Origin of the sequence: Agromyces seonyuensis (genome assembly GCF_009789225.1) — a bacterium.
GTDB classification, from domain to species: domain Bacteria; phylum Actinomycetota; class Actinomycetes; order Actinomycetales; family Microbacteriaceae; genus Agromyces; species Agromyces seonyuensis.
The window spans coordinates 1-11,944 of the sequence record NZ_WSTA01000103.1 but is presented as its reverse complement, the minus strand read 5'-3'; the positions used below and the strand labels follow the sequence as shown (position 1 = coordinate 11,944).

Annotated in this window: 12 protein-coding genes and 1 pseudogene; 6 read left to right on the top strand and 7 right to left on the bottom strand. The window is 73.5% G+C overall.

The annotated features are described in order from the left end of the window. Positions 1-748, top strand: a pseudogene (locus GB864_RS16430) (MFS transporter); the annotation flags it as partial. A 10-nt stretch (positions 749-758) separates the two neighbouring features. Continuing rightward, complete coding sequence (locus GB864_RS19010) at positions 759-1,253, top strand: helix-turn-helix domain-containing protein (protein WP_160426775.1); 495 nt, start codon at positions 759-761, stop codon at positions 1,251-1,253. Here the strand turns inward: GB864_RS19010 and GB864_RS16420 are convergent. Next, entirely contained in the window at positions 1,218-1,904 is a 687-nt protein-coding gene (locus tag GB864_RS16420; RefSeq protein WP_160426774.1) for an ATP-dependent Clp protease proteolytic subunit, read from the bottom strand. The genes GB864_RS19010 and GB864_RS16420 overlap by 36 nt on opposite strands. Next, a complete protein-coding gene (locus tag GB864_RS16415) occupies positions 1,901-2,566 on the bottom strand; it encodes a ClpP family protease (protein WP_160426773.1) in 666 nt (221 codons plus the stop codon). The genes GB864_RS16420 and GB864_RS16415 overlap by 4 nt, the downstream gene beginning before the upstream one ends. A gap of 339 nt (positions 2,567-2,905) precedes the next feature. Between GB864_RS16415 and GB864_RS16410 the strand changes: the two genes are divergently transcribed. Beyond that, positions 2,906-3,355, top strand: a complete 450-nt coding sequence (locus GB864_RS16410; RefSeq protein WP_160426772.1) for a GNAT family N-acetyltransferase — start codon at positions 2,906-2,908, stop codon at positions 3,353-3,355. A 129-nt stretch (positions 3,356-3,484) separates the two neighbouring features. On the opposite strand, the gene glsA is transcribed toward GB864_RS16410, so the two are convergent. Continuing rightward, the gene (glsA, locus tag GB864_RS16405; RefSeq protein WP_336604048.1) at positions 3,485-4,504 is read right to left on the bottom strand and encodes a glutaminase A; all 1,020 of its coding nucleotides are present in this window, start codon (positions 4,502-4,504) and stop codon (positions 3,485-3,487) included. Between the two features lie 241 nt (positions 4,505-4,745). Between glsA and gap the strand changes: the two genes are divergently transcribed. The 3 genes from gap (at position 4,746) to GB864_RS16390 (ending at position 7,807) form a co-directional block, all read left to right on the top strand. Beyond that, positions 4,746-5,744: a type I glyceraldehyde-3-phosphate dehydrogenase gene (gene gap, locus GB864_RS16400; RefSeq protein ID WP_160426771.1), complete on the top strand. Its 999-nt coding sequence runs from the start codon at positions 4,746-4,748 to the stop codon at positions 5,742-5,744. A 321-nt stretch (positions 5,745-6,065) separates the two neighbouring features. Beyond that, complete coding sequence (locus tag GB864_RS19005) at positions 6,066-6,980, top strand: macro domain-containing protein (RefSeq protein ID WP_202107316.1); 915 nt, start codon at positions 6,066-6,068, stop codon at positions 6,978-6,980. 62 nt (positions 6,981-7,042) lie between these two features. Beyond that, positions 7,043-7,807, top strand: a complete 765-nt coding sequence (locus tag GB864_RS16390; protein WP_160426770.1) for a M23 family metallopeptidase — start codon at positions 7,043-7,045, stop codon at positions 7,805-7,807. Positions 7,808-7,867: 60 nt separating this feature from the next. Here GB864_RS16390 and GB864_RS16385 read toward each other — a convergent pair whose 3' ends face one another. The 4 genes from GB864_RS16385 to GB864_RS16370 form a co-directional block, all read right to left on the bottom strand. Further along, positions 7,868-8,680: a family 1 encapsulin nanocompartment shell protein gene (locus tag GB864_RS16385; protein WP_160426769.1), complete on the bottom strand. Its 813-nt coding sequence runs from the start codon at positions 8,678-8,680 to the stop codon at positions 7,868-7,870. Further along, a complete protein-coding gene (locus GB864_RS16380; protein WP_160426768.1) occupies positions 8,677-9,843 on the bottom strand; it encodes a Dyp-type peroxidase in 1,167 nt (388 codons plus the stop codon). Before GB864_RS16380 ends, GB864_RS16385 begins: the two co-directional genes overlap by 4 nt. A 241-nt stretch (positions 9,844-10,084) precedes the next feature. Continuing rightward, positions 10,085-10,516, bottom strand: coding sequence for a YdeI/OmpD-associated family protein (locus GB864_RS16375; protein WP_160426767.1), 432 nt, complete (start codon positions 10,514-10,516; stop codon positions 10,085-10,087). 75 nt (positions 10,517-10,591) lie between these two features. Beyond that, positions 10,592-11,944, bottom strand: a 1,353-nt coding sequence (locus GB864_RS16370; protein WP_272898211.1) for an SbcC/MukB-like Walker B domain-containing protein, incomplete at its 5' end; no start/stop codon positions are given.

Below are 11,944 nucleotides of genomic sequence, written 5' to 3'. Positions count from 1 at the left end.
GGCCGCGGGCGTCGGCGTCGGCGTCGAGCGCGGCGGCACGGGCGGCTCCCGTGCCGCCGAGGCGGCGGCGACGCCCCGCGCGGGCGGCACCGGCATGCGTCGCGCACTCGTCCTCGCCGTCCTCGTCGCGCTCCTCCTCGTCGGGCATTACGGCGCCTACACCTTCCTCACGCGGCTCGCGGCGGCACCCGCCGAGGCGCTGCCGGGCGGCGTCGCCACGATGCTGCTCGTGTTCGGCGCGGCCTCCACGATCGGGATCGCCCTCGCCGGGCGCGTGCGCGGCTCGACGCTGGGCGCCCTCGCGGTGAGCGCCGCGGTCACGGCGGCGGCGCTGGTCGCCCTCCCGTTCGCCCCGGTGCATCCGGTGATCGGCATCGCGGTCGTCGCCGTCTGGGCGATCGCGTCGGGAGCGCTGCCGCCGCTCGCCCAGTCGGAGATCCTCCGCCTCGCCGGCCCCGAGCATCGCGGCACGGCCGGCGCCCTCATCCCGGTGCTCTTCAACCTCGGCGTCGCGGTCGGCGCGGCGCTCGCCTCGGTCGTCGTCGGCACCGCGGGGGTCGCGCCGCTCGGCCCGCTCGCCGCGGCGGTCGTCGGCGCCGCGACCCTCGGCATCCTCGTCGTGCGAGCCGCTGCTTCCGCTCGCGTGCGGCGTCCAGCGGCGACCGGCCCCGACACGTCGCGCACGGCCCGGGCGCAGGGTTCTGCTGTGAGCGGATCCGGGCAGACGCCGCGCACCGGCCGGGGTTAGCCTGCCCCGCATGGGGATCGCCGCCGCACCGTCCGAGACGCAACCGAAGCCGCTCTGGCGCGACGCGGTCGGGGCGGTGCTGCGGCGAACGCGCCTCGCGCAGGGCCGCATCCTCGCCGACGTCGCCCGGTCGGCGGGGGTGTCGACGCAGTACCTCTCCGAGGTCGAGCGCGGGCGCAAGGAGGCGTCGAGCGAGATCCTCGGCGCCGTCGCCGACGCGCTCGGCCTCGGCCTCGACGAACTGGCCGCCGATGTGGCCGCCATCCTCGCGCGGGCCCGCGTCGATGCCGAGCACCGGATGCTCGTGCTCGGCCGGCAGGGCCGGCCGGTCGTGCCGCTCCGGCCGGCGGGACCACACCGCCCGGTGCTCGTCGACCTCGACGGGGACGCCGAGGACGAGCGCGGCGACGCCCGCACGGGCATCCTCGAACTCGATGCGAGCCCGATCGACGCCCGGCCGGGCGCGGTCTCAGACCCGCGCGATCTCCTGCTGCTCGCCGCCTGACGCCCCCGGCCCGACCGAGCCGCCCGACCCGGCCGACGACCCCGGAACCCCGAACGCGCCCGCCCGCTCGACGGCGACCACGCGGTCGGCGAGCCCGTACTCGACCGCCGCGACCGCGGGCAGCACGAGGTCGCGGTCGGTGTCGTGCCGGATCTGCTCGCCGGTGCGGCCCGTGTCGTGCGCGAGCACTGCCTCGAGCTCGGCGCGCACGCGCAGCACCTCGTCGGCGTGCAGGATCAGATCCGGAATCGCCCCGCGGCCTTCCGACGCAGGCTGGTGCAGCACGACGCGACCGTGCCGGAGGATCGAGCGCATCCCCGGGGCGCCGCCCGCGAGCAGCACGGCCGCCGGGCCGCCCGCCTGGCCGACGCACGTCGTCGCGACCTTCGGCCGGATGTGCTGCATCGTGTCGTAGACCGCGAGCATCGCCGACGGGGAGCCGCCGGGCGAGTTGACGTAGAGCTGAATCGGGGAGTCGAGGCTCGACGACTCCAGGTGCAGCAGTTGCGCGATGAGCACGTTGGCCACGCCGTCGTCGAGCTCGGTGCCGAGGTAGACGATGCGCTCGGAGAGCAGCCGGCTGTAGACGTCCATCGAACGCTCGACGCCGCCGCTGCGCTCGGTGACGTACGGGATCGTGTAACCGCTCATGCGAGCGCCCCCATTCCCTGCACGGCGAGCGGATGCCCCGCCGCCTCGGCGCCGAACCCCGTGCCGAACCGGGTCGCGACGGCCGCCGGGTAGATGTCGGCGACGTCGGTGACCACGCGGTCGATGAAGCCGTACTCGACGGACTGCTCCGCCGTGTACCAGCGGTCGCGCAGCGAGTCCTGCTCGATGCGCTCGAGCGGCTGCCCCGTGAGCTCGGCCGTGATGCCGAGCACGGTGTCGCGCGTGTGGCGCAGGTCGTCGGCCTGCAGCTCGATGTCCATCGCGGTGCCGCCGATGCCCGACGAGCCCTGATGCAGCAGGATGCGCGCGTGCGGCAGTGCGGTGCGCTTGCCGGGCGTGCCCGCCGTCAGCAGGAACTGGCCCGCGCTCGCCGCCATGCCGATCGCCATCGTCGCGACGTCGTTCGGGATGGCGCGCATCACGTCCAGGATCGCGAGCATGGCCGGCACGGAACCGCCGGGGGAGTTGATCCAGAACGCGATGTCGCGCTCCGGATCGTCGGCGGCGAGCAGCAGCAGCTGGGTCGTGAGCCGGTTGCCGCCCGCCTGGTCGAGTTCGGTGCCGAGCACCACGATGCGCTGCCGGAACAGTCGCGCCGCGAGTTCGGCATCCATCGGATGCTGGATCGATTCGTCGCTCATGCGCACCAGGCTGCGACGGGCGGCTGCCCCGCCGCCACGGAATCCGCCGAGAGCAGTGCTGCCCAGAGCGGTGCTGCTGTGGGCAGAGCTGCCGAGGGCAGAGCCGCGGTGCGCAGCGCCCTGCAGAGCCGCAGCCGCGAACGGTCGGGCGCTCGGCTCGCGTCCGGGCAGCGGGGCGTAGGGTCGCCGGGTGACTTCGCACCACCTCGTCTCCGAACGCCTGCGCTACGACCGGCTCGTCCTCGACGACGTGGAGGGCGTCTTCGCCGTCTACGGCGATCCGGCGACCTGGGAGCACTACCCCGAGGGGCGGTTCACGGCATCGGCGACGCGATCTCGATGGTGCGGCGCAGCGACGCGAGCTGGGATGCCGCGGGCGTCGGCGAGTGGGGCGTGCGCGCCGGCGCGGGCGTCGACGGATTCGACGAGGGCGACTTCCTCGGCGTGGTCGCCGCCACGGTGAAGACGCTCGCGGGCGGAGGGCAGGTGCTGAACCTCGGCTACCGGTTCGCGCCGCGCGCGTGGGGCAGGGGGTTCGCGGGCGAGGCCGCGCGCACCGTGCTCGCCGCCGTCGAGGCCGCGGGCATTCGGATGCCCGTGACGGCCCGCGTGCTCGCCGACAACCCGGCGTCGATCCGCGTGCTCGACCGGCTGCCGCTCGAACTCGTCTGGCGCGGCCGCAGCGAGGCCGGTCCGGACGCCCCCGCGACCGCGCGGCGCGAGCGCCTGATCTACGCCGACCGGCCCCTGGAGACGGCCGTGCTCGACGGCGTCATCGCGCTCGGTTGACGACCCCGCGACGCCCGACCCGACGCCCGACGCACTCGACCGAAGGGCTGCCCGAGCTCCACACCGAGCATGAGGGCCATGCGATCATGGGCGTCCACGACGCGCGGACGGTCGTAGTCGTGGCGGCGGTCATCCGTTCGCTCCTTCCGGGGCCTCGCGTCGGGTGACGTCGGAGGCGAAGATGTTCAGCCCGAGGCTGCGCGAGAGGTAGGCGGTCGCGCGCTGGCCGCGGATGCTGTTGCCCGCGCTGTCGAGGCGCGGCGAGTACGTGCCGATGCCGCCCTTGCCCGGGGCGATCGTCACGATGCCGCCGGAGACGCCGGACTTGCCCGGCAGGCCGATCTCGAAGAGCCACTCGCCCGAGCGCTCGTAGAGGCCGCTCGCGGCGAGGGCGGCCAGGGTGTCGCGGGCGACCTCGGCCGAGACGACCTGCTCGCCCGTGAGGGGGTTCGTCCCGCCGTCGGCGAGGGTCGCGCCCATCGTGGCGAGGTCGCGAGCGGTGACCAGCACCGAGCACTGCCGCGTGTAGAGGTCGACGACGTGGCGCGACTCCCGCTCGATGCGGCCGTAGCTCTGGAGCAGTCGGGCGATCGCGCGGTTGCGCTGGTTCGTCGCCGTCTCGGACTCGTAGACCACCTCGTCGACCTCGAGCCGTCGGCCGGCGAAGCGGGAGAGCCCGTCGATGATGAACGCCCAGCGCTCGGCCTCGTGGGTGCCGGGCACGAGCGCGGTCGTCGCGAGCGCGCCGGCGTTGACCATGGGGTTCTGCGGATGACCGTCGTGCAGTTCGATCGCGATGACGGAGTCGAAGGGCAGGCCCGTGTTGTTCACGCCGACGCGTTCGAGCACGGCGTCGTGCCCGAGCTCCTGGCAGACGAGGGCGAAGACGAACGCCTTGGAGATCGATTGGATCGAGAACGGCTGCCCGGCGTCGCCGGCCTCGTGCACCCCGCCGTAGACGCCGACGACGGCGACGCCGAATGCGGTCGGGTCGGCCTCGGCGAGGATCGGGATGTAGTCGGCCACCTCGCCGTCCTCGACGGTGCGGTACCGCTCGTGCGCCGCGCGCACGAGCCCGTCGACCGCACGCCAGTCCGGCAGCCGCCCGGTCGAGACCTGCTGCGCGATGTCGCCGACATCGAGTTCCACGCGATCCCCCGATCCCGTCCACCGGACGAGCCGGCCCCCACGGGCATCCTGGCCCATCGGACGCCGTCGGCGCACCCTGCCGCGCCGGGCCCGAGCGGCTCGCTCGCCGCGCATCCATGCACCGTTCACGGTCCCGTCGACCGGGTGGCCCGATCCTTTCGGGAAGCGGCCGCACGGCCACTTCTGGCTCGCACTTGACGGGACGAATATGGGAAGCGGTCCAGGAAAGGAAATCACCAGAATGACCACGCGCATCGCCATCAACGGTTTCGGTCGCATCGGACGCAACGTCGTCCGTGCCCTAACGGAGCAGAACACCGACCTCGAGCTGGTCGCTGTCAACGACCTCACCGACCCCGCCACGCTCGCCCGACTCCTCAAGTACGACACCGCCGGCGGCAAGTTCTCCAAGTCCGTCGAGGTCGACGGCGACACCCTCGTCATCGACGGCCACCGCGTCAAGGTCCTCGCCGAGCGCGATCCCGCGAAGCTCCCCTGGGGCGAGCTGGGCGTCGAGCTCGTGCTCGAGTCGACCGGCCGCTTCACCGACGCCGAGGCCGCCAAGGCGCACCTCGCCGCCGGCGCCAAGAAGGTGCTCGTCTCGGCTCCCGCCACCGGCGCCGACGTCACCCTCGCCTACGGCGTCAACACCGACGCCTACAACGCCGAGACCGACGTCATCGTCTCGAACGCCTCGTGCACCACGAACGCCCTCGCCCCGCTCGCGAAGGTCCTCGACGACCTCGCCGGCATCGAGCACGGCTTCATGACCACCGTGCACGCCTACACGCAGGACCAGAACCTGCAGGACGCGCCGCACTCCGACCCGCGCCGCGCCCGCGCCGCCGCCGAGAACATCATCCCGTCCTCGACCGGTGCCGCGAAGGCCATCGGCCTCGTGCTCCCGAACCTCGACGGCAAGCTCCAGGGCGACGCCATGCGCGTGCCGATCCCCGTGGGCTCGATCGTCGAGCTCAACACGACGGTCTCGAAGGACGTCACCCGCGAGCAGGTCATCGAGGCCTACCGCGCCGCCGCCGAGGGCCCCCTCAAGGGCGTGCTCGAGTTCTCGGACGAGCCCCTCGTCTCGAGCGACATCGTCGGCAACCCGCACTCGTCGATCTTCGACTCGACGCTCACCCGCGTCGACGGCAAGCACATCAAGGTCGTCGCCTGGTACGACAACGAGTGGGGCTTCTCCAACCGCGTCATCGACTCGCTCAAGCTGCTCGCAGCCTGACGCGTCCCGCGCGCGCCGCGAGGCGCGCGCGGACCAGACGGGGGAACGGCGCCGCTCCGGGGGACGGAACGCGCCATGACGAGCCCGGCCGCGACACCGGCCGGGCTCGTCCCATGCTGCGCGCGTTCGGGCGCGCGGCACCGGTCGTGTCCGGCGGGCAGGGGTGTCCTGCCGGACCCGGCCGATCTCGCTCGTCGTCCGGCCCGCACCGGCGACGACCCGGGCCGATCCGGATGCCCCGTGCCGGCATCCTCGGGGTCGGGTGCGCACGGCCACGCGTCCCCGGCCCACGGCCGGCCCGGAAGCGGCACACTGGTTGCCATGTCGATCGTGACTGCGCTCCAAGGCGACCTGACCGTCCAAGCGGTCGATGCCGTGGTGAACGCCGCGAGTCCCGCGATGCGCGGCGGCGGCGGCGTCGACGGCGCGATCCACCGGGCCGGCGGCCCGAGCATCCTCGCCGAGTGCATCGAGCGCTTCCCCCACGGTCTGCCCGTCGGCGAAGCCGGCTGGACCGGCGCCGGCGATCTGCCCGCGCGCTGGGTCGTACACGCCGTCGGCCCCAACCGGCACGTCGGCGAGACCGACCCCGCCGTGCTCGTCTCGGCCTTCCGGCGCTCGCTGGAGGTCGCCGCGCTGCTCGGCGCGGAGTCGGTCGCCGTCCCGCTCATCGGCGCCGGCGTCTACGGGTGGAGCGTCCGCGACTCCGCGAACGCCGCGGTCGCCGCGCTCTCGGGGATGCCGGGTCAGTTCGAGGAGGTGCGGATCGTGCACCCCGACGCGGACGTCGTGCGCACGGTCGAGGGTGCGCTCCGCATGGGCACCACGGTGCGCCTGCTCGAGGGCGTTCGGGAACTGCATCGTCGTGGGTTCCAAGGCGTACGTGTCCGCTGCGGGCTCGCGCCGTCGGGCCTCTTCTGGCGGTTCCACGTGCTGACACCGGAGGGCGGCGACCTGGGCTGGTCGTCCGGCGCCGAGCACGACTACTTCGGCCTGCACGTCGATCCCTCGACCCCCTCGGGCGCCGTCGCGGACCGGATGCTCGAACTGCTGCCGCCGATCGAGCCGTCACGGGACCCGGTCTACGCCGGCTGGCTGTCCGGACTCATCGCCGTCGCGGTGGCCGAGCACGCCGCTCCATTCTCCTTCGCCGACTTTCCGCTCGAGCACCCGGGCTATTCGGTCGGCGCGGCCGCCTACCCGTACGAGCCGGACCCGCCCGCGCCGTCCGCGTGAGCCGGAGGGCGCCGGCAGGCCGCTCGTTGCGGCCGGGCTCGACCGCCTGACACGCTGGGCGCATGCCCCGATCGGCCGCACCCGACGCCGCCTCCGACCGCATCCACGACGCGATCCTCGTCGATTTCCCGCTCCGCGGCGCCGGCTGGATGGCCGTCACGACGCCCGCGCACCGCATCCCGAGCCACGGCACCGACCAGCTCGGCCAGCGCTACGCCTTCGACTTCGTGCGGGTGGATGACCGACCTGGCGTGCACGTGCACCCCGGCAGCGCGTGGCAGACCGAGACCGTCGGCGGGCGGGCGCGCGACTGCTTCGCGTGGGGGCAGCCGATCCACGCGCCCTTCGACGGCGAAGTCGTGGTCGCCTCCGACGGCCTGGCCGAACGCGAGTGGGTGAACCCGTTCCGCGAGTTCGGCCTCGCGCTGCGCAACGCCCTGACGTTCACGCCCGAGAAGCTGCCGCTGATCCTCGGCAACCACGTCGTGCTGCGGATGACCGAGCCGATCGAACTGCGCTCGGGCGACGAGGTCCCGGCCGACGCTCCGGAGGTCTACGCAGGGTTCGCGCACCTCGCGCCGGGCAGCGTCGCGGTCGAAGCGGGGCAGCGGGTCGCCCGCGGCGACCTGCTCGGCCGGGTCGGGCACACCGGCAACTCGACCTCGCCGCACCTGCACTTCCAGCTCATGGACCGCCCCGACCTGCTCGAGGCGCGCGGGATGCCGTGCGCGTTCCGTGTGTATGACCTGCAGGGCGAGACCGGGTGGATGCCCGTCGCCGGCGGGGTGCCCGGCCGGCGCGAGCGCATCAGGTCGGTCGGGGACTGAGCCGCCCTCCCCGGCATCCATCGCGCCCTCGATCGTCGAGGGCTCCGGCAGTGCCCGCCGTCACGCCATGCGGATCGAGACCGCCGCCTCCGGGGTGTTCACGCGGAAGCTGAAGCTCTCCTCGAAGTAGAGCGAGACCGTCTCGGCGTCGTGCGCGGCGTAGCCGATCGAGAGGTCTTCGCCGACCTCGAGCACGTAGTCGCCGCCGCGCAGGCTGAGCACGACGCCGCCTTCGAGGCCCGGCACCCACTCGATCGGGCCGCCGAGCACGTCGCCGAGGTGGCGCACGAGGGGATAGCCGCCGGCGTCGTTGGACTCGACGACGGCCGTCCAATCGGCCGGTCCGAGCGCGAGGGCGTAGGGACCGTCGATGCCGGCGTGCTTGAGCGTCGCGATCGCGGAGGCGACGTGGTCGTCGTAGCCCGCGGCATCGTCGCCGTCGTGCAGCAGCGGGGCGTGGGGGGACGACGGCACGATCCCGGCGATGCCGGCCTCCGGCCAGCCGTTGAACACGGCGGAGTTCTCGACGCTCGCGATCTGCACGGCCGCCTCGTCGAGGGGCCCGAGGTCGACGTCGTCGGCGCCGCGCGAGGCATCCACGAGCTCTTCGCGGGTGAGCGCGAAGGCGGCGCGGAGCTCGGTGAGCGGCAGCACGCGGCGGTTGCGCGCGATGACGTTCTCGGCGGGCGCGGCGACCACCGCGGTGACGCGGCCGAGGTTCGTCGCGGAGTGCTCCCAACCCTTCGGCCCCTCGAAGTCGACGAGCTTGCGCGCGGCGAGGGCGACCGGCAGCCGCTCCTTCGCCTCCTCGTCGAGCAGTCTCCAGGCGTCCGACGGGATCGGCGCGAGGTGTCGCAGCAGGTGGTCGCTCATGAGGTGCCCTTCTCCCGGGTCGTGTCGCGGTGGGCGCGCAGCGAGCCGATGCCGAGCGAGCCGTCGCCCGTTCGCTCACTGATCGCGTCGTCAGGTGCTCCGGGCTCCTCGGAACCGGCCGAACCGGTTTCGGATGCCCCGCCGTGCGGTGTCGGCCTGCCGATCGGCGTGCCGCCGCCCGGCTCCTCGGTCGGCGCGTCCGGCGGCGCCGTCGAGAGCCCCTGCAGCACCGGGTTCGACGGCACGAAGAACGTGGTGCCGGTGAGCGCCGTCGAGACGTCGAGGATGCGGTCGTGCAGGCCCGGCGGATCGCCGAGGAACATGCGCCGCAGCATGAGCTCGATCACCCAGAGCCGGCGCGAGTACCCGATGAAGAACGTGCCGAGGTCGCCCTGGCCGGGGCGGCCGAAGGGCATGTTGTCGCGCAGGATGTCGAGCTCTTCGCCGTCGTCCCCGATGATCGTCGTCAGCGTCTTGTGCGCGGCCTGCGTGCCCGGCGCGGCGTCGTCGAGTTCGACGTCGTCGGCCTTGCGGCGGCCGATGACGGCCTCCTGCTGCTCGGTGGTGAGGTCGCTCCACCGCGTCAGGTCGTGCACGTACTTCTGCACGACGACGTAGCTGCCGCCCGCGAAGCCGGGGTCCTCATCGCCGATGAGGGAGGCCTCGGCGAGCTCCGCGCCGATCGGGTTCGCGGTGCCGTCGACGAACCCGAGGAAGTCGCGAGCGTCGAAGTAGCGGTAGCCCTGCGTCTCGTCGATGACGGTCACGGCGTCGCCGAGTGCGTCGAGCAGCAGCCGCTCGAACTCGATGCAGAGGTCGAGGCGCTCGGCGCGGATATGGAAGAGCAGGTCGCCCGGAGTCGGCGGCGCCGTGTGCGTCGGGCCGACGATCAGCGGGAACTCGCGCAGTTCCGCCGGGCGGGCGTCGGGGCAGAGCCGGTCCCAGAGCCGGGCGCCGATGCCGACGACGCACGAGAGGTGAGCGTTGAGGTCGCGGAAGCCGACCGTCTTCACGAGGTCGTCGATGCCCGCGATCTCCTCGCGCACGACGTCGAGCCCCTCGGCCCGATCGGGGACCCCGAGCACGAGGAACACGGCAAACCGCGACAGCGGGGCATCCACCTGCTGCGCATCGATCGGTACCCGGTCCCCGCCGTTCGTCATCGCCACCCCCGCGTTCGACCCTAGTCACGGCTCGGCGTCGGGGCGACGGCTCGTCGCAGATCGGGCGATGGATGACCGGATCCGACGCTTCCCGTCGGCTCGCGGCATCCCGGTTCCTCGGTGTCGGGCGCGGTGCGCTCCGGTTCGGCCTGCCGCCGGCCGCGGGCGCCCCGCCACGGGCCGTCCCCAGTCCGGCCCGTCCGGTCAGCCGTCCGGCAGCCCGGCTAATCAGCCCAGCCGATCAACCGCGCAGTTTGGTGACGATGGCGTCGATGCGGCGGGCGCGGGTCTCGGCGGCTTTCGCGCCCTCGACGTTCGCGGCATCCGCTTTGCGCTTGCTCGGCGCCTGCGCGTCGAATGCCGCGCGCACGCCGGCCTCCTCGAGCGCGGCGGCGAGATCGTCGGGCACCGTGATCTCGCGCGGCGCCGTGTCGAGTTCGAGGTCGACCGTGATCGCGTCGCCGCCGTGGATGCCCGTTGCTGCCCGCTTGTCCGACGAGAACGGGATGAGCGCCTTGCCGCCCATGACCCCGACCGTGGACCGGTACTCGTAGCCGTTCACGACCACCGCGACCGCGGGCCGCTTGCCGCCGCCGAGGGCCTCGATGACTTCGGTCGGCACCTCGATGCCGGTGTTGTTGCCCATCTGGAACATGGTCGATTCGAAGCGCATGGCGGCAGCATGGCACCGACCGCGGAGATCGGCCAGACCGGCCCGTCCCGGCCTCGCCCCAGCAGCGTCGGTCGGTCAGCGGCTCTGGCGGATGATGCTCCAGCCGCCTTCGGCGAGGTCGACGTCGAGGCGGGCGGGAATCTGCTCCTGCATCGCTTCGACGTGGCTGATGAGGCCGATGGTGCGGCCGCCGGATCGGAGCGAGTCGAGCGTGCCCATCGCGATCGCGAGGGTGTCGGCGTCGAGCGAACCGAAGCCCTCGTCGATGAAGAGCGTGTCGAGCGTGATGCCGCCGGCCCGACCGGTGACGACCTCGGCGAGGCCGAGCGCGAGTGCGAGCGACGCGAGGAACGTCTCGCCGCCCGACAGCGAGTGCGGCGGGCGTGCCTGGCCGGTGTGCTGGTCGAGGATCTCGAGGCCGAGCCCGGACTTCGCCTTGCGATGCGCGACGGCGTCGGTGTGCTCGAGCAGGTACCGCCCGCCCGACATGGTGCGCAGCCGCGCGTTCGCGGCCGTGACGATCTCCTCGAGTTCGGCGGCAAGCACGAAGTTCTCGAGGCGCATCTTCATCGTGTTCGGCGTCTCACCGGCGACGGTGCGCGCGAGCTTCTCGACGATCTCGTACTCGGCGAGGCGCTCCGCACCGGATGCGACCTCGGCCGCGTGACGCCGGGCGAACCCCGCGAGCCGTTCGACGTCGCCGGCGAGCCGCTGCTGGCGACCCCGGGCGGCATCACGGTCGGCGAGCGCCGAGCGTTCGGCCGCTGCGGCCGACTCGACGTCGACGGCCTCCGCCGGGAGCGTCGCGATGCCGGGCTCGTCGAGGGTGCCGCGCGCAGTCGCGAGCCCGTCGTCGTGCACCTTGATGCGCCGCTCGAGGGAAGCGCGGTCGGCGTCGCCGCGGCGGGCCGCTCCGGCGGCGTCCGCGTCCGCGAACCTGTGATTGCCGAGCTGCTCGGCGAGCGCCGCCGACGCGAATGCCGAACGCTCTTCGGTGATTCCTCGGGCCGTGATCGCCTCGGCGAGCCGTCGGGCTGCATCGAGTTCGGCGCGGAGTGCCTTCGCCCGCGCGTCCACCGTGGCGAAGTCCGCGCGATGCTCGGCGACGAGCGCTGCCGCCGCGTCGTGGCACGCTTCGGCAGCGACGAGGTTCGCCGCCGCGGACTCCCGTGTCGCGCGAGCCGCTGCGAGCTTGCGTTCCGTGTCATCGGCTTCGGCCCGCAGCCGAGCGAGCTGCACCTTCGCCGCGTCGGCCGCGCGCGTCGCGGCGGCCGCAGCCTGCACCGCGGTTTCGTGCTCGTCGATGACGGCGTCCAGTTCCTCGACCGAGCGGCCGCCGCTCGTGGCGAGGCGGCCGGCGACGTCCGTGCGCAGCACGCCCACCCGCTCGCTCGCCGCGCGGGCCGCGGCCTCCGCGCGGTCGAGCCC

Bases quoted from the DNA above. Each gene is read 5' to 3' on its own strand.
- GB864_RS16380 (WP_160426768.1), bottom strand. From the start codon at position 9,843: ATGACGAACGGCGGGGACCGGGTACCGATCGATGCGCAGCAGGTGGAT.
- GB864_RS16385 (WP_160426769.1), bottom strand. From the start codon at position 8,680: ATGAGCGACCACCTGCTGCGACACCTCGCGCCGATCCCGTCGGACGCC.
- GB864_RS16415 (WP_160426773.1), bottom strand. From the start codon at position 2,566: ATGAGCGACGAATCGATCCAGCATCCGATGGATGCCGAACTCGCGGCG.
- gap (WP_160426771.1), top strand. From the start codon at position 4,746: ATGACCACGCGCATCGCCATCAACGGTTTCGGTCGCATCGGACGCAAC.
- GB864_RS19005 (WP_202107316.1), top strand. From the start codon at position 6,066: ATGTCGATCGTGACTGCGCTCCAAGGCGACCTGACCGTCCAAGCGGTC.
- GB864_RS16420 (WP_160426774.1), bottom strand. From the start codon at position 1,904: ATGAGCGGTTACACGATCCCGTACGTCACCGAGCGCAGCGGCGGCGTC.
- GB864_RS16375 (WP_160426767.1), bottom strand. From the start codon at position 10,516: ATGCGCTTCGAATCGACCATGTTCCAGATGGGCAACAACACCGGCATC.
- GB864_RS19010 (WP_160426775.1), top strand. From the start codon at position 759: ATGGGGATCGCCGCCGCACCGTCCGAGACGCAACCGAAGCCGCTCTGG.
- GB864_RS16410 (WP_160426772.1), top strand. From the start codon at position 2,906: ATGGTGCGGCGCAGCGACGCGAGCTGGGATGCCGCGGGCGTCGGCGAG.
- GB864_RS16390 (WP_160426770.1), top strand. From the start codon at position 7,043: ATGCCCCGATCGGCCGCACCCGACGCCGCCTCCGACCGCATCCACGAC.